Annotated in this window: 16 protein-coding genes; 14 read left to right on the top strand and 2 right to left on the bottom strand. The window is 65.1% G+C overall.

What is annotated here, in order from left to right; genetic code table 11:
- Nucleotides 1–139 precede the first annotated feature (139 nt).
- Entirely contained in the window at nt 140–1,753 is a 1,614-nt protein-coding gene (locus BMZ02_RS02675) for an ABC-F family ATP-binding cassette domain-containing protein (protein WP_091639694.1), read from the top strand.
- Nucleotides 1,754–1,819: 66 nt separating this feature from the next.
- On the opposite strand, the gene rne is transcribed toward BMZ02_RS02675, so the two are convergent.
- The gene (gene rne / locus BMZ02_RS02670; RefSeq protein ID WP_091639692.1) at nt 1,820–5,035 is read right to left on the bottom strand and encodes a ribonuclease E; all 3,216 of its coding nucleotides are present in this window, start codon (nt 5,033–5,035) and stop codon (nt 1,820–1,822) included.
- A 379-nt stretch (nt 5,036–5,414) separates the two neighbouring features.
- Between rne and BMZ02_RS02665 the strand changes: the two genes are divergently transcribed.
- Entirely contained in the window at nt 5,415–6,389 is a 975-nt protein-coding gene (locus BMZ02_RS02665) for an RluA family pseudouridine synthase (RefSeq protein ID WP_091639691.1), read from the top strand.
- Between the two features lie 58 nt (nt 6,390–6,447).
- Nucleotides 6,448–7,386 carry a S49 family peptidase gene (locus BMZ02_RS02660; RefSeq protein ID WP_091639689.1) on the top strand — a complete coding sequence of 313 codons (939 nt, stop codon included), beginning with the start codon at nt 6,448–6,450 and terminating at the stop codon, nt 7,384–7,386.
- An 18-nt stretch (nt 7,387–7,404) separates the two neighbouring features.
- On the opposite strand, the gene BMZ02_RS02655 is transcribed toward BMZ02_RS02660, so the two are convergent.
- A complete protein-coding gene (locus BMZ02_RS02655) occupies nt 7,405–7,989 on the bottom strand; it encodes a Maf family protein (RefSeq protein ID WP_091639688.1) in 585 nt (194 codons plus the stop codon).
- Between the two features lie 202 nt (nt 7,990–8,191).
- On the opposite strand from BMZ02_RS02655, the gene BMZ02_RS02650 reads away from it, so the two are divergent.
- The 11 genes from BMZ02_RS02650 (at nt 8,192) to tmk (ending at nt 16,965) form a co-directional block, all read left to right on the top strand.
- Complete coding sequence (locus BMZ02_RS02650) at nt 8,192–8,719, top strand: YceD family protein (RefSeq protein WP_171909780.1); 528 nt, start codon at nt 8,192–8,194, stop codon at nt 8,717–8,719.
- Between the two features lie 2 nt (nt 8,720–8,721).
- Nucleotides 8,722–8,901: a 50S ribosomal protein L32 gene (gene rpmF, locus BMZ02_RS02645; protein WP_091639685.1), complete on the top strand. Its 180-nt coding sequence runs from the start codon at nt 8,722–8,724 to the stop codon at nt 8,899–8,901.
- A gap of 95 nt (nt 8,902–8,996) precedes the next feature.
- Nucleotides 8,997–10,025 (top strand): phosphate acyltransferase PlsX, encoded by a 1,029-nt coding sequence (plsX, locus tag BMZ02_RS02640; RefSeq protein ID WP_091639683.1) that lies wholly within the window; start codon nt 8,997–8,999, stop codon nt 10,023–10,025.
- Complete coding sequence (locus BMZ02_RS02635) at nt 10,022–10,993, top strand: beta-ketoacyl-ACP synthase III (RefSeq protein WP_091639681.1); 972 nt, start codon at nt 10,022–10,024, stop codon at nt 10,991–10,993. The genes plsX and BMZ02_RS02635 overlap by 4 nt, the downstream gene beginning before the upstream one ends.
- 49 nt (nt 10,994–11,042) lie before the next feature.
- Nucleotides 11,043–11,978: an ACP S-malonyltransferase gene (gene fabD, locus BMZ02_RS02630; protein ID WP_091639679.1), complete on the top strand. Its 936-nt coding sequence runs from the start codon at nt 11,043–11,045 to the stop codon at nt 11,976–11,978.
- Between the two features lie 5 nt (nt 11,979–11,983).
- Complete coding sequence (gene fabG / locus BMZ02_RS02625; RefSeq protein ID WP_091639677.1) at nt 11,984–12,727, top strand: 3-oxoacyl-ACP reductase FabG; 744 nt, start codon at nt 11,984–11,986, stop codon at nt 12,725–12,727.
- 133 nt (nt 12,728–12,860) lie between these two features.
- Nucleotides 12,861–13,100: an acyl carrier protein gene (gene acpP / locus BMZ02_RS02620; RefSeq protein ID WP_091639675.1), complete on the top strand. Its 240-nt coding sequence runs from the start codon at nt 12,861–12,863 to the stop codon at nt 13,098–13,100.
- A gap of 93 nt (nt 13,101–13,193) precedes the next feature.
- Nucleotides 13,194–14,435 carry a beta-ketoacyl-ACP synthase II gene (gene fabF / locus BMZ02_RS02615; RefSeq protein ID WP_091640376.1) on the top strand — a complete coding sequence of 414 codons (1,242 nt, stop codon included), beginning with the start codon at nt 13,194–13,196 and terminating at the stop codon, nt 14,433–14,435.
- 9 nt (nt 14,436–14,444) lie between these two features.
- Entirely contained in the window at nt 14,445–15,308 is an 864-nt protein-coding gene (gene pabC, locus BMZ02_RS02610; protein WP_091639674.1) for an aminodeoxychorismate lyase, read from the top strand.
- Nucleotides 15,305–16,327 carry an endolytic transglycosylase MltG gene (gene mltG, locus BMZ02_RS02605; protein WP_091639672.1) on the top strand — a complete coding sequence of 341 codons (1,023 nt, stop codon included), beginning with the start codon at nt 15,305–15,307 and terminating at the stop codon, nt 16,325–16,327. The genes pabC and mltG overlap by 4 nt, the downstream gene beginning before the upstream one ends.
- On the top strand, nt 16,327–16,965 hold the full coding sequence (gene tmk, locus BMZ02_RS02600) for a dTMP kinase (protein ID WP_091639669.1): 639 nt from the start codon (nt 16,327–16,329) through the stop codon (nt 16,963–16,965). Before mltG ends, tmk begins: the two co-directional genes overlap by 1 nt.

Below are 16,965 nucleotides of genomic sequence, written 5' to 3'. Positions count from 1 at the left end.
AGTGCTTGTACGCTAACCCCGCTGCTTCTTCCAATGCGAGGTGTTCGTCCAATGCGCCATTGATGCCGCCGTTGCAATAACGGCCAGTCTCCACCGGCCCCTGTCGCAGGGGGAGTGCTTGGCATCACAGGACCAGCGCATGACGAATATCCATCTCGTCCTTCACGACGTTAGTTACGCTTTGCCCGACGGCAGAGTGCTTTTCTCCGGCCTCAACGAGCAGTTCGACACGCGCCCGACGGGGCTGGTTGGACGCAATGGCGTGGGCAAGACCTTGCTGGCACGCATCCTGGCCGGATTGTTACCGCCCACCTCCGGGCACTGTCGGCGCTCAGGCAGCGCGCATTATCTCGCCCAGCAGGTGGTCCATCCCGATGATGCAACCGTGGCAACTCTGGCAGGGGTAAAGCACACCCTGGATGCGCTGGCGCGCATCGAGTCAGGCAGCACCGCAGTGGAGGACTTCGACGCCGTGGGCGATGACTGGGACCTGCCGTCGCGCCTGCACCTGGCACTGGAGCAAAGTGGCTTGAGCCACCTTGACGCCGATACACCGGCCAGCGTACTGAGCGGCGGCGAGGCGATGCGGGTGTCACTGGCGGGGGCGATGCTGTCGAATGCCGACTTCCTGATCCTCGATGAGCCAAGCAACCATCTCGACCGGCCGAATCGCCAGGCGCTGATCGAACAGCTGCAGCGCTGGCCACGCGGGCTGATCGTGGTCAGTCACGACCGGCAGTTGCTGGACGCCATGCAGCGCATCGTGGAGCTCTCCTCTCTGGGGCTGCAAAGCTACGGGGGCAATTACACCTTCTATGCCGAGGCCAGGGCGCATGAGCGACAGAACGCCCAGGAGACGCTGGCCGAGCGCAAGCGCGAGCGTCAACGTGAGGTTCGCGCGATGCGCAAGCAGGTGGAACGCCAGGAGCGGCGCCAGGCCCGCGGCTATCGGCAAGGCAAGGAGGCCAATCAAGCCAAGGTGCTGCTGGATGGGCAGAAAGAGCGCAGCGAAGCCTCCTCGGGAGCACTGCGCCGACAGCAGTCGGCCCGTTTGGACCAGCTCAACCAGGACGTGAAAGAGGCCGCGCAGCAGGTCGAAAAGGAGGCGCCCATCGCCCTGCATGATCTCCCCGTTGCGCAGCCCGCAAAACGTCGCGTGGCCGAACTGGATGGCGTGGAACTGCCTTTCGTCGCACCGGCCACCCGCTCTATCAGCCTGATCCTGAGTGGGCAGCAGCGCCTGGGTGTCATTGGCCCCAACGGCTGCGGGAAGTCTACCCTGTTACGCGTGATGGCCGGCAGAGTGGCGCCCCTGGCCGGTGTTTGTGAGGTAACGTCCCGGTGTGCCTATCTGGACCAGCAACTGGAGAATCTGGATCCGCAAGTGACGGTGCTGGAGCAGTTACGCTCGGCCAATTCCACGGCCACCGAGGCGGACCTGCGCATGCGCCTGGCACAACTGGGGCTTGATGCACGGAAGATAGCGACACCCAGTGGGTCATTGAGCGGAGGTGAACGGTTGAAGGCGGCTCTCGCTTGCCTGCTCTACGCCGATATGCCACCACCGCTGCTGTTACTCGACGAGCCCAACAACCACCTGGATCTACCCTCGGCCCAGGCGCTGGAGACAATGCTGTGTAGCTACCGGGGTGCCTTGGTCGTGGTATCCCATGACGACGTCTTCCTGGGCAACCTCGACCTGACCGGTCGCCTGCTTGCAACGGAACAAGGCTGGAGCCTGGCGCCTCTTTGACGGGAGGTCGCCCGTAACACCGAGCCGGTCCGCAGACACTAACCGCGTCCGCGGACCGGCTTGATGCTACTCGCCCCGGCGGTTTGCGTCCGGGTCTTCCGCCGCAGTCGGTTCACCGGGTCTGGTTTCATCCTCGTTCGTCACCGTGGCAGGCACGTCGTCGTCTGCCTTGGTGGACGACCGGGACGTCCCCGGCTGTTCCGTTTCACCGGCATCAGTCGCGTCCTGCTCGGCGTCCTGCTGCGGGACGGTGTTCTCGGCGCTGTTGTCCGGGGCGGCCTGGGGCTCGGGCGCGCTGCCCGGCCGGCTGGTTTCGTCGGAGCCAGGTGTCGGTTCGGCGTCGGGCGTGCTCACCGCATGGTCACCAGCCTGTTCCGGAGCGGCCGCCGGAGCGTCGCCCCCGGAATCAGCCGTTGGCCCGGACTCTTCGCCGCTGACTTCCGGGGCGGTGGCTCCGTCGGGCGCCGTCGGCTCGGGCTCAGGTTTCGGCTCGCTCGGGGTCGCAGGCTGCTGCGCCTCTTCCGGGGTGCCGGACCCGGGCTCGGGCGTTGCCGGCGCCGCGGTGTCGGCGCGCTGGTCGGTGTTGTCGCCATCGGAGCCGGCCGTTTCAGCGGTGTCCGCATCCGCCGGCGTGGACGACGCCGCAGCCTGGGCTCCGGCGGGAATTCGCGGCCGGCCGTCGCGTTGGCGCGGATCGCGCTTCGCCTGCCTGTCGCGACTCTGCCGTTCGTCCGCGTCCGCCTTCGGCTCATCGGCGTCGGACCCCGTCGCCTGCGTGTCGTCACCGGTGGCGACGTTGCCGCTGGGCGTTGAAGACGCGTCCGTCTGGTTATCGCCGCCGCGACCACGGCGCCGGCCACGCCCGCCGCGGCGCCGGTTACCGCGCGGTTTCTCGCCGCCATTCTCGTCGGATGTCGATTCGCCATCGCTGTCGGTGGCGGGGGAGGAAGCCTGCCCGTCATCAGCCTGCGTGGACGGCTTGGCATCCGGCGCGTCCTGGGTGCCAGACTGGGCGCTTTCCTTGCGCGTGGGCGCGGCATCATCCCCGCTGGCAGCACCGCCGGATGTGTCCTCGGCCGAGGCTTCCCCGGTCGTCTGCTGGGCGTTGCCTTCACCGTCCTGCTGCGTCGCGCTGCTGCGACGGCGGCGGCGCCCGCCACGGCGGCCGCGACGGCTGCGCCCGGCGCGCTGCTGGTCATCACCACCCTGGTCGGACTGCTGGGCCGGCTGCCCCTGCTCGTGTTTCTGCTCCTGTTCCGCGGAGCCAGACTCCTTCGTCGTCGTGGCACCGCCGGACTTGCCGGAGGCCTCCGGTTTGGGAGCACCATTTCCTTTGCCGGCACCAGTGGCCTTCGAACCACTGCGTTCGCCGTCACCGGCCTGCTGCGATGAGGAGCGCCCGCGGCGGTTCCGGTTGCCGCCCCGGTTGCCACCCTGGCTTTTCTGTTCGCCGGACTTGCGCTGTTGACCGCCACCGCCCGGCTTTGCCGGTTTCTCGGCGGCGCCGGCGGTGTCCTCGGTCTGCCGCGCCTGCGGCTCGTCGGTGGACGACTGTTCCCCGCCGAAGACGGATCCGAGCCAGCGGAAGAAGCCTGACAGCCCGGAGCCACTGGCAGGCTGAGCGGGCTGCTGTGCCGGAGCCGCTGGCCTGGGCTCCGGCTCCGGGGCAACGGGGGCGGGCGGAGCCGTGGGTGCGATGGCCCGCACTGCCGGCTCTTCCGAGCGCCGCTTTTCGGCGGTGGAGAACTGATACCCGGAGTCCTTGGGCTCCGAAGCGAGACGGTAGCTGATATCGTCGGCGGACCGGTCGTCGCCGCGGATGCGCTCCACGGAGTAGTGGGGCGTCTCCAGGCTGCGGTTGGGGACCAGAATGACCTGCACGCCGTGGCGTGACTCGATCATTCCGAGGGTGTCCCGCTTTTCGTTGAGCAGGTAAGTGGCGACGTCCACCGGCAACTGCGCCAGCACCTTGGCCGTCTTCTCCTTCATGGCCTCTTCTTCGACCAGCCGAAGGATGGACAGCGACAGGGATTCGACGCCGCGCACCGTGCCCTGGCCGTTGCAGCGCTGGCAGACCTCCTGACTGGTCTCGCCCAGGGAGGTCCGCAGCCGCTGACGGGACATCTCCAGCAGCCCGAAGCGGGAAATGCGGCCCACCTGTACCCGCGCGCGGTCCATCTTCACGGCCTCGCGGAGCCGTTGCTCCACGTCGCGCTGGTTGCGGTTGGGCCCCATGTCGATGAAATCGATGACGATCAGCCCGCCAAGGTCGCGGATACGCAGCTGACGGGCGATTTCGTCGGCCGCCTCCAGGTTGGTGTTCAGCGCTGTCTCCTCGATGTCGCTGCCCTTGGTGGCGCGCGCCGAGTTGATGTCGATGGAGATGAGCGCTTCGGTATGGTCGATGACGATGGCGCCACCGGAGGGCAGCTGGACCTGGCGATCAAAGGCCGACTCGATCTGGCTCTCGATCTGGTAGCGCGTGAACAGCGGAACGCTGTCGTCGTAATGCTTCAGCCGGGCGCTGAACTGCGGCATGACCTGCTTCACGAAGTCCTGCGCGGTGGCGTAGACATCAGCATCGTCGATGAGGATCTCGCCGGTGTCAGCGCGTAGGTAATCGCGCAACGCCCGGATGATGACGTTGCTCTCCTGGTAAATCAGGAAGGGGGCAGGGCGTTCGTCGGCGGCGCCCTTGATCATCTCCCAGAGTTGCAGCAGGTAGTTCAGGTCCCACTGCAGCTCCTCGATGTTCCGGCCAACGCCCGCGGTGCGGACGATGAGCCCCATGCCTTCGGGGGTTTCAAGCTGGCGCAGGGCGTCCCGGATCTCGTCGCGGTCATCACCCTCGATGCGGCGGGAGACACCGCCGGCCCGGGGGTTGTTGGGCATGAGGACGAGATAACGTCCGGCAAGGCTGACGTATGTCGTCAGCGCGGCGCCTTTGGTGCCACGCTCTTCTTTGTCAACCTGGACAACAACTTCCTGGCCTTCCTTGATGACGTCCTTGATGCTGGTGCGGCCGTTGCCGTTGCCACCATCGCCCTGGTAGTAGCTGCGCGCGATCTCCTTGAAGGGAAGAAAGCCGTGCCGTTCCGATCCATACTGGACAAACGCCGCCTCGAGGCTGGGCTCAACCCGGGTGATTTTCCCCTTGTAGATATTGGACTTCTTCTGCTCCCTTGCCGGGGTCTCAATATCCAGATCGTAGAGTTTCTGACCATCGACCATTGCCACACGCAGCTCTTCGGGCTGGGTGGCATTGATGAGCATTCTTTTCATACGTTGCGAATCTCCGGCGCTCAACCATGCCTTCCGCCTGGTGCACGCGTCCGGTCACGATGCGACGGTGCGCGGCACCACGGGGGTGCGCGCACGAACGAGTCGGCTCAGCAAAGAGCAGCGCGGCAAGGCGCAAGACGACCAGGTTCTGCGTCAACAGTCGGAGCGAAGCCATGGGAGCGGTTCTCTGTGGGTCGCCCCGACCAGCGGGACCACCATGAAACCAGCGATAAAAAACATCCGTCATGCGGATGATGCGTTGTTTCCAGTTGCTTCGCCTCGCAGGGGCCAACATTCACCTCCCGCGAGGAGTCGCAAATATAGCAGTGTCAACCAGCTGCATCAAACGGGGGGTTGAGCTGGTAAACTACCGCGCACCATGACTTCCTCATCCCGTTCACAAGGACGCAACGGCGTCCGCCATGTCGATGTCGACAGTGGGTCTGCCGGCCAGCGAATCGACAACTTCCTCGCGCGCGAGCTCAAAGGTGTGCCGCGATCGCGGGTCCATCGTCTGCTGCGCAAGGGCGAAGTGCGTGTCAATGGCGGGCGGGTACGCTCGGGCGCGCGCCTGGCGGCCGGGGACCGTGTTCGCATCCCGCCCGTCGCGGTGGACTCCGTGGACCCGGCCAGTGGCGGCGAGCCGCCGAAAGGGATGCAGGAACGGATCAGGGATGCTGTTCTGCACGAGGATGATCGCCTGCTGGTGCTGAACAAGCCCTCGGGGATCGCGGTGCACGGCGGCAGCGGCGTGCCGTGGGGTGTCATCGAAACGCTGCGGGCGATCCGGCCGGGCACCGCGTTTCTCGAGCTGGTGCACCGGCTGGATCGGGAGACCAGTGGCTGCCTGCTTGTGGCCAAGCGGCGCAGCACTCTGCGTACGTTGCATGAGGTGATCCGGGCCGGCGCGCTTGAGAAACGCTATCTTGCGCTGGTCAAGGGGCGACTGCCCAAGCACCCGCTGCCGGTGGAGGCGCGCCTGGACCGGAATGCGCGGCGCGATGGCGAGCGCACGGTGCAGGTCAGTGCCGAGGGGCAGGCCGCACGCAGTGTCTTCCGGCGCTCGGAAGTCTTTCGCGAAGCGACGCTGGCCGAGGTTTCGATTGCAACGGGGCGGACGCATCAGATCCGGGTTCACGGGGCACATGCCGGCCACCCGGTTGCCGGCGATGGCCGTTACGGTGACCAGGAATGGAACAAGGCCCTGCGTGGTCTCGGGCTGAAGCGGCTCTTCCTTCACGCCAGCGGCCTGCGGTGGACGGACCCCGACAACGGGGCAGAGCACGTCTATCATGCCGCGCTGCCCGACGAGCTCCGCGCTGTGCTGGACGAGCTGGAGAGCGTCGCACGCTGATGGCACCAGCCGGGTGTGCACGGGTCAAACGGTAAACACGCAATGGGAGTAGACACAGATGCAGGAAGATCGTTGGGAGCGGGAGGCCTTGCGAGAGGTCGCCCTGGAAGGAATCCGCGAGCGGCGCCGGTCCCGGCGCTGGGGGATCTTTTTCAAGATCCTGTTCCTGGGGTACCTGTTCGTGGTGCTCGCGCTGGTCATGGGGTGGTTTCCCGGCACGTCCGATGCCCCGACCGGTCCGCATGCGGGGCTGGTGGAAGTGGACGGGGCGATCATGCCGGGCGGGGAGAACGATGCGGAGACCATTGGCGCTGCGCTGCGGCGGGCATTCTCCGACGACGACTCGGAAGGCGTGATTCTCAAGGTCAACAGCCCCGGCGGCAGCCCCGTGCAGGCCAACCGGATCAACGAGGAAATCCGCCGGCTCAAGGAGGAGTACCCGGATACGCCGTTCTACGTGGTGGCCGGTGACATGTTCACCTCCGGTGCTTACTACCTGGCCGTGTCCGCGGACGAGATCTACGTTGATCAGGCCTCTCTCGTCGGCTCCATCGGCGTGCTGATGAACGGCTTCGGGTTCCACGAAGCGATGGACCGTCTCGGAATCGAGCGGCGGCTGCATACGGCAGGGGACAACAAGGCCTTCATGGACCCGTTCTCCGAAGAGGACCCGGACGACGTGGAGCGCCTGCAGCGCCTTCTTGACGATATCCACGGCCAGTTCATTGCCGCCGTGCAGGAGGGGCGGGGCGACAAGCTCGCCGACGATGACCGGATTTTCTCCGGTGATGTGTGGACCGGCACCGAGAGCATCGAGCTGGGGCTTGCGGACGAGATCGGCAGCGTCCAGTACGTGGTTCGTGACGTCATCGGTGTCGAGCGCACCCGGGACTATACGATTCGGCCGAACATCCTGGAGCGGTTCGGCCGCGGCGTGGGTGTGGCCATCGGCGACACGGTCGCGGAGAAGCTGATCGGGCCGGCGCCCTTCGAGTGAAGGGGTGATCGATGCTGCTCAGGGGAGGGCAAGCCCCTCCTCGTGCAGCATGCTCACCAGACGGATCAGCGGTAACCCGACCAGTGCGGTCGGGTCCGCTCCCTCGAGGCGCTCGAACAGCGCAATGCCCAGCCCCTCGGAGTGGAAGCTGCCGGCGGCATCATAGGCGGGCTCCCGCTGCAGGTAGCGCTCAACGCCATCCCGCGTCAGTCGCCGGAAGCGAACCCGGAACGGGACAACATCCACCTGGGTGGCGCCGGTCTGCGTATTCAGCACGCACAGCCCGGTGAGAAAGGTCACCACCCGGCCCGACGAATCCAGCAACTGCTGGACAGCTGCTTCGTGGTCGGCGGGCTTGCCGAGAATGCGGTCGCGCAGCACACAGGCCTGGTCCGAACCGATAACGAGGCTGTCGGGGTGGCGGTCGGCAACCGCCCGGGCCTTTTCCTCGGCGAGCCGGGTGACGTATCGGTCTGCCGTCTCATCGGCGCCGACCCGCTCATCGATATCCGGTGCGTCGGTGGTGAATTCGGGCAGCAGCCGTTGCAGCAGCTGTGCACGATGGCGGGACCCCGAGGCGAGAACAACCCGTGAATGCACCATGACATCTCCAGAACGGATCGAGGACCGGGCCGCTTTCACGGGCATTCCGCAGCGACGTGAGAGTGAACGGTTCGTGTCCGAATTGGACCGTCGGTGGCGGACGGCGTCAAGTCGGGGCGCCCGGCCGGCCCGTTGCTTTGACAGGCTCGGGGCTCGGGGATACCATGCGCGCCTTATGACCGGCAATTCGGTGCCCTCCAAGGTGGACGTCGCCCTGTTCTCGAAGCAGGGTCGCGAGGTTCGTGCGTCCATGGCGATTGGCGACATGCCGAGGCTGGCCGGGTTGCTGGCGGATGGATCGGGGACAGCGAGCCTCGATCTCCGGTTCGAACAGGATGTCGGCCGTCGGCCGGTCGTGAACGGATCGATCAGCGCCACGGTCTCTGTTATCTGCCAGCGCTGCCTGGAGCCCATGGCTCTGGTGCTTCAGCCGCGGGTGACCGTCGCGATGATCCGGCGGGAGGATGAGGCCGACACGCTGCCGGAGGAGTACGATCCGCTGCTCTGCCCGGATGGCGAAGTGGTTCTGGGTGAGTTTGTGCAGGATGAGCTGATTCTCGCGCTTCCGGTCATCCCGCGCCACGAGAATGATGTTTCCTGTCGCCCGTTGACGGGAGACGCGCCCGGTGGCGACGGGGTCGCACCGGAAGAAGTGAAAGACAATCCGTTCGCGGTGCTGAGTGCGCTCAAGGGCCGCGGCGGTGATCAGGGTTCAAATCAGGAGTCATAGACATGGCAGTGCAACAGAATCGTAAGTCCCGTTCCAAGCGGGGCATGCGTCGTTCCCACGATGCGCTGAGTGAGCCGACGCTGTCGGTGGAGCCCACCACGGGTGAAACCCATCGCCGGCATCACGTCAGCCCCGAGGGCTACTATCGTGGTCGTAAGGTCATGGATACCGATAACGACTAGGTTGACGAGCCACCGCCGATGTCGTCCGTTACGCTAGCGGCTCGCGCCAGTGGGCGGCTGGTGGTTGACCTGCGGCAACAGGAACACTCGAGTCGATGGCCAAAGCCGTAACGATCGCACTGGACGCCATGGGTGGCGACCACGGCCCCGGGGTCGTGGTCCCCGCTGCGCTCCAGGCGCTGGAGCGTCATGATCGCCTGCGGGTTGCCCTGGTTGGGGATGCCGACACGCTGCGCGGTGAAATGACGCGTTCAGGGCATGGCGAGCACCCCCGCGTTTTCGTTGTGCACGCGAGCCAGACGATTGGCATGGACGAGTCACCCTCCCAGGCGCTGCGCCTGAAGAAGGACTCCTCCATGCGGGTCGCCGTGAACATGGTGAAGGACGGCGACGCCGACGCCGCCGTCTCGGCCGGCAATACCGGTGCGCTCATGGCGACCGCCCGCTACGTCCTCAAGACGCTTCCCGGAATCGACCGCCCCGCAATCTGCACGACCATGCCGAGCATCGGCGGGTTCTCCCGTATGCTCGATCTCGGCGCCAACGTTGATTGCAGCGCGGAACACCTGTTTCAGTTCGGCGTCATGGGGGCCGTGCTTGCGGAGGCCCTCGATGGCGTTGATCGTCCGCGCGTGGGCCTCCTCAATATCGGTGAAGAGGAGATCAAGGGTAACGATCAGGTGAAGCAGGCGGCGCAGATCCTCAACGAAAGCCGGCTCAACTATGTCGGTTACGTGGAAGGGGACGACATCTTCAAGGGCACGGCCGACATCATCGTCTGTGACGGCTTTGTCGGTAACGTGGCCCTGAAGACCAGCGAGGGCGTGGCGCACATCATTGCGCACTACATGAGCGAAGAGTTCCGCAGAAACCCCCTTACCAAGCTGGCCGGGCTCGTGGCGCTGCCGGTGCTGCGGCGCTTCCGTCAACGTATCGACCCGCGTCAGTTCAATGGTGCAAGCTTGCTGGGGCTGCGTGGTATCGTGCTGAAAAGTCACGGCAGCGCAGACACGACGGCGTTCGCGCACGCGGTGGAGACCGCGATGATGGAAGTCGACGCGGCAGTGCCGGCACTGATCGACGAACGCCTGGACCAGCTGCTTTCAGAAAGGCAGGAATCGTGACGTACGCGAGGATAAAGGGGACGGGGAGCTATCTCCCGGAGAAGATCCTGACCAATGCGGAGCTGGAGAAGCTGGTCGACACCAGTGATTCCTGGATCCGCGAACGCACCGGGATCCGCGAACGCCGCATCGTCGGTGATGATCAGACCTGTCGGGATCTTGCCGTCATCGCCGCGAGCCGGGCGCTGGACGCCGCCGGCCTGAAGGCCTCGGACATCGACCTCGTGGTGCTCGGCACCTGCACGCCGGACCGCATATTCCCGAGTACCGCCTGCCTGATCCAGACCGAAATGGGCATCCGCCCCGGCGCAGTGGCGTTCGACGTGTCGGCCGCCTGCTCCGGATTCGTGTACGCGCTTGATGTGGCGAATCGATTCATCGCGACAGGGGGTGCGAAACGGGCGCTGGTGATCGGCTCGGAAACCATGAGCCGCATTATTGACTGGACGGATCGGGGCACTTGCGTCCTGTTCGGTGACGGCGCCGGCGCCGTGGTGCTGGAGGCGGATGACACGCCGGGTATCCTGTCCACCCATCTGCACGCGGACGGCGGGTTCGAGGACCTGCTCAATGTGCCCTGGGGGGTCTCGCAGGGATACGGCGAGCTCGAGGGCAGTGCCGGCAAGCTCCACATGCGTGGTAACGAGGTGTTCAAGGTTGCCGTGCGGACGCTGGGCAGGATCGTGGACGAGACCCTGGAAGCCAATGGCCTGCAGAAGCAGGACGTGGACTGGCTGATTCCGCACCAGGCGAACATCCGCATCATTCAGGCGACCGCCAAGAAGCTCGGCCTGCCCATGGAACAGGTCGTGCAGACCGTTGCCGAACACGGAAACACCTCCGCCGCATCGATCCCCCTGGCGCTGGATACAGCCGTGCGCGATGGGCGAATCCAGCGCGGTGAGCTATTACTACTCGAAGCGTTCGGGGGCGGTTTCACATGGGGGTCGGCTCTGATCCGGTACTGACCCGGTGATCGCCCGAGACACCATTGCGCGATAAAGGAAAACAACCAGCATGACCAGCACAACCGCTTTTGTCTTCCCCGGGCAGGGGTCGCAATCCGTCGGCATGCTCGGCGAGCTGGCCGAGCATACGGGCGTCGTCGCCGAGACATTCACCGAAGCTTCGGACGCCCTGGGCCGTGATCTCTGGGATCTGGTGCGCAACGGCCCGGAAGACGCCCTCAACAGCACGGACATCACGCAGCCCGCCATGCTTGCTGCCGGCGTCGCCGTCTGGCGCGCGCTGCAGGAGCGGGGGGCGCCCGCGCCTGCCTATTTCGCCGGGCACAGTCTGGGCGAATACAGCGCCCTGGTCTGCGGCGGAGCTCTGGCGTTTCCGGACGCGGTGGCACTCGTGGCCGAACGCGGGCGTCTGATGCAGGAAGCCGTGCCGCAGGGGCAGGGCGCTATGGCGGCAATACTGGGCCTGGACGACGAGCAGGTGCGCCAGGTGTGTGCCGACGCGGCGCAGGGTGACGTGGTCGAGGCAGTCAACTTCAATGCCCCCGGACAGGTGGTGATCGCCGGTTCCGCAGGTGCTGTCGAGCGTGCGGTTGCAGGGGCCAAGGAGGCGGGAGCTAAGCGCGCCATGCCGCTGCCGGTGAGCGTGCCGTCGCACTGCGCGCTGATGGAGCCGGCCGCGGAGAAACTGGCGCAGCGGCTACGCGATGTTGCCGTCCAGGCGCCGACCATTCCTGTGGTGCACAACGTCGACGTTGCGACCTGTGATGACCCCGACGGAATCCGCGATCGCCTCGTGAGGCAGTTGCACCGCCCGGTACGCTGGGTCGAGACGGTACAGTTCCTTGCCGGCCAGGGAGTGGGGACGCTCGTGGAGTGTGGCCCGGGCAAGGTGCTCGCCGGTCTGACACGGCGTATCGACAAATCGCTGGATGCCGTCGCGGTATTCGATCCGGATAGCCTGAACAAAGCACTCGATCAGGGATAACAGTCATGACCAACGAAGCACGCATCGCTCTCGTCACGGGGGCCAGCCGAGGCATTGGCCGGGCCATTGCCGAAAGCCTCGCCGCTGCGGGACACACGGTGATCGGTACCGCGACCTCGGACAAGGGGGCCGATGCCATCAGCGCCTATCTCCAGGAAGCAGGTGCCACCGGTACCGGCATGGTGCTCAACGTCACCAGCCCGGAGAGCGTCAATGAGGTGCTCGCCGCGATCACGAAAGACCATGGCACCCCGACCATCGTCGTCAACAATGCCGGCATCACGCGGGACAACCTGATGATGCGGATGAAGGACGACGAGTGGGACGACATCATCGACACGAACCTGAGCTCCGTCTATCGGGTGTCGAAGGCGTGTCTGCGTGGCATGATGAAGGCGCGCTGGGGGCGCATCATCAATGTATCGTCCGTGGTTGGGTCCATGGGCAATGCCGGCCAGGCGAACTACGCCGCGGCCAAGGCAGGGATTCAGGGTTTCACGCGCTCGCTCGCGCGTGAGGTCGGTGCCCGGGGGATTACGGTCAATGCCGTGGCTCCGGGGTTCATCGACACGGATATGACCCGGGCACTGGCCGACGAGCAGCGGGATGATTTGACGAAGCAGATCCCGTTGGGCACATTAGGCCGCCCGGAGCATATCGCCTCAAGTGTTGCTTTTCTGGCCTCGGATGCCGCCGAGTACATCACCGGGCAGACGCTGCACGTGAATGGCGGCATGTACATGGGCTGATAGGCAAAAGCTGGCCTTTTCGACGGCCCCGGTGGTCTGACGAAAGGTCATACGCTGTGGTAACAGAAGGCCGCATTGCATAGAATACGCCGGCAGCCATAACTGGACCGGCCATAATCGGGAGTAAGGGTTTATGAGCAGTATCGAAGAGCGCGTCAAAAAGATCGTTGTCGAGCAGCTCGGGGTTAAAGAAGAGGAAGTCACCTCGGAGGCGTCTTTCGTTGACGATCTTGGTGCCGATTCCCTCGACACCGTCGAGCTCGTGATGGCCCTGGAAGAGGAATTCGAATGCGAGATTCCCGATGAAGAGGCCGAGAAGATCACGACCGTCCAGCAGGCGATCGACTACGTCCAGAATCATCTGGGCAGCTAACGCTCTCCGGCACCATGCATGTCGGCAGGCTCGTGAAGGGTGTCGGGTAACCGTCACCCTTCACGCGTTTCTAAAGGAAGCGAGGATATGGCCTTGAATAAACGGCGGGTGGTTGTGACCGGGCTCGGCATTGTCTCTCCGGTCGGCAACAACATCAGCGAAGCCTGGGACAACATCTGCGCCGGTCGCAGCGGGATTCGTCCCATTGATCGCTTTGACACCGAGCAGTTTGCAACCCGGTTCGGGGGTACCATTCAGGGGTTTGATGCCAAGGAACACATCAACCCGAAGGATGCCCGCAAGATGGATCCATTCATCCATTACGGGATCGCGGCTGCGAACCAGGCACTTGATGATGCCGGGCTCGATGTGACCGAGAGCAATGCCGAGCGGATCGGCGTGGCAATCGGTTCGGGTATCGGCGGTATCAACTGGATCGAGAACGGCCACAAAGCCTATCTCGATGGTGGCCCCAGGAAACTCTCCCCCTTCTTCATTCCCGGAGCCATCATCAACATGATCGCAGGGCACCTGTCGATCATTCACGGTATGAAGGGGCCGAACATCTCCATCGTCACCGCCTGCACCACGGGCACGCACAACATCGGCGAAGCAGGCCGGATGATTGCGTACGGTGACGCGGACGTCATGGTCGCCGGTGGGGCGGAGTTCTCCACCACGCCAACCGGTCTTGGCGGCTTTTCGGCGGCCAAGGCGCTCTCCAGTCGCAACGACGATCCCGAGGCGGCCAGTCGTCCGTGGGATACCGACCGTGACGGGTTCGTGCTCAGCGACGGCGCCGGTGTCGTGGTGCTGGAAGAGTACGAGCACGCGCGCAAGCGTGGGGCCACCATCTACGCCGAACTGGCGGGCTATGGCATGAGTGGGGATGCCTACCACATGACCCAGCCCTCGGAAGGCGGCGAGGGTGCGGCCCGGTGCATGAATGCAGCGCTGCGTGATGCCGGCGTCAACGCCGACGAGGTGGATTACATCAATGCGCACGGCACGTCGACCATGGTTGGCGATGTCGCCGAGACAAAGGCGATCAAGCGCACGTTCGGTGATCACGCCCAGAAGCTGGCGGTCAGTTCCACGAAGTCGATGACCGGCCACCTGCTTGGTGCGGCCGGCGGGGTCGAGGCCGTATTCACCCTGCTGGCAATGCGTGACAGCACGCTGCCGCCGACAATCAACCTGGACAATCCGGCGGACGAGTGTGATCTGGACTACGTTCCCCACACGGCGCGGGAGCAGTCCATCAACGTTGCCATCTCCAACTCCTTTGGGTTTGGCGGCACGAACGGCACGGTGCTGTTCCGCAAGCCTGAGTGAGCGGGCCTCATGTATCTGGTGGATGGTGCACCTTGTGATCATCTGCCGGTCGATGATCGCGGATTACAGTTTGGCGATGGTCTCTTCGAGACCATCGCCATCGTGTCCGGTCGTCCCTGCCTCCTGGAGCGGCATCTGGCGCGACTCGTCCGCGGCGCGGAGGCGCTGTCTCTCCCGGCCCCCGATCTTGAGCGCATCACTGCCGACGTAACCCGGCTGGCGACGGCCGGGCCCGGTTGCGGAGTGGTCAAGGTTGTCTGGACTGCCGGGTCGGGTGGCAGGGGGTATGCCCGACCCGATCCAGTCACGCCGCGGCGTATTGTCAGCCGACACCCGGCGCCGCAACATCCCGCCTCTCACTGGTCTGATGGCATCACCGCCTGCCTGGTGACCGTTCCGCTCGCCCGGCAGCCGCATCTCGCCGGCATCAAGCACCTCAACCGGCTGGAACAGACGCTGGCGCGTGCACAGTGGCAGGGCGCCGGCGTGGCGGAAGGTCTGATGTGTGATGAGGGCGGTAGATTCATTGAAGGGACAATGAGCAATCTGTTCGTCGTGCACGGTGGTTGCGTGGTGACGCCGCGGCTCGACGAGTGTGGCATCGCCGGCGTCATGCGAGAGGCCATCATGGACAAGCTGGCGGCAGACGGTGCGCCGGCCACCGAGGGTGAAGTCACGCTGGAGACGTTGCAGGAGGCCACGGAGGTTTTCGTGTGCAACAGCGTCAATGGCGTCTGGCCCGTGCGGCGGATTGACGGGGTCGGCCACTGGCGGGTCGGGCCGGTCTCGCGCAGACTGCTGCACTGGCTGGATAGGGAAGCGCTGGCCTGCACTCCGGCTGGCCGGGACGAGCAGAGGAACGGGAGAGCATGATTCGACGCATTGTCGGCATCGCGGGTGCCGCGCTGGTTGTCGCTCTGGTTATCGCCGTGGGGTTGGCCATCGACTACCACAACTGGCAGCAGACCCCGCTTCATGAAGAGAGCGAAGCGAAAACGGTGGAGATCGCATCCGGCAGCAGCGTGCGCAGCCTGCAGCGGAAGCTGGAGGACGATTTTCAGATGGAGCGGCCGCTCTACTTCCGGCTGTATGCGCGGCTCTCGGGTAAGGCGCAACGCCTCCAGAGCGGCGAGTACCGCCTGCCGGCAGGCATGACGCCGCCCCAGTTGCTGCACCGGATCGCCCGCGGCGATGTCGTTCAGTACCGCTTTACCATCGTCGAAGGATGGACGTTTCGGCAGCTTCTGGCGGCCATGCAGGCTGATCCCAGGATTCTCGACACCCTGGATGATCCGGACGACAGTGAGGTCATGGCCGTCGTCGGCAGTCCGGACCAGGAGCACCCCGAGGGATGGTTCCTGCCGGAAACCTACAATTACACGCGTGGCACCACGGACGTGGAGCTGCTTCGCCGCGCCCATCGCGCCATGCAGCGCGAGCTGGAATCCGTCTGGGAGGAGCGGGTCGAGGGGCTGCCGCTGGAGTCCGCCTACGAGGCGCTGATCCTGGCTTCGATCATCGAGCGCGAGACCGGTGCTCCGGAGGAGCGGGGCGAAATCGCCGGCGTCTTTGTGCGGCGCCTTCAGGACGGCATGCGGCTGCAGACCGATCCGACCGTGATCTATGGCATGGGCGATGACTACGACGGGCGCATCCGGACCCGGGACCTGCGTACCGACACACCTTACAACACCTACACCCGTCACGGCCTGCCGCCGACCCCAATCGCCATGCCGGGGCGCGCCGCCCTGCGCGCGTCGGTGAATCCGGAGCCGGGCACGTCCATGTACTTCGTCTCCCGCGGCGACGGAACCCACGTGTTTTCGGACACCCTGGAGGAGCACAACAGCGCCGTGCGACGCTATATCCTCGGCCAGGGAGACGATGACTGATGGGCGCGACCAGAGGCCTGTTCATTACCCTTGAGGGTGTCGAAGGCGCCGGCAAGACCACTGCGATGGATACGATTGCCAGCCACGTCCGGGATCTGGCGATGGTTCCTCTGGTGACACGTGAACCCGGCGGGACCGAGGTTGGTGAATCGATCCGTCGCATTCTGCTCGATCACGCCGATGACGCCATGTGCCCGGAGACCGAGGCTCTGTTGATGTTCGCCGCCCGGGCCGAGCACATCAACAAGGTCATTCTCCCGGCGCTCGAGCGCGGTGAGTGCGTCCTCTGCGATCGGTTCACCGACGCGACCTATGCCTATCAGGGAGCGGCGCGAGCACTTGGATACGAGCGCATCGGGGCGCTGGAGCAGTGGGTGCAGGGTGAGTTGCGTCCGGATCTGACGCTAGTCCTTGATCTGCCCGTGAGCGTTGGTCGTGGGCGGGCAGGTGAGCGCAGTGCACCCGATCGTTTCGAGCAGGAACAGGACACTTTCTTTGAACAGGTGCGCCAGAGTTACCTGGAGCGCGCTGCGGCTGATCCCGGGCGGATGAAGGTCGTGGATGCGTCACAGGATCCGGACAGCGTTGCCAGAGCGTTACGGCACATTCTTGATCACTGGCTTGTGGCGGGCAACTGA

Origin of the sequence: Aquisalimonas asiatica, from assembly GCF_900110585.1 — a bacterium.
Lineage (GTDB): Bacteria > Pseudomonadota > Gammaproteobacteria > Nitrococcales > Aquisalimonadaceae > Aquisalimonas > Aquisalimonas asiatica.
The sequence above is the reverse complement of the archived record's forward strand: the minus strand, read 5'-3'. Positions and strand labels throughout refer to the sequence as shown.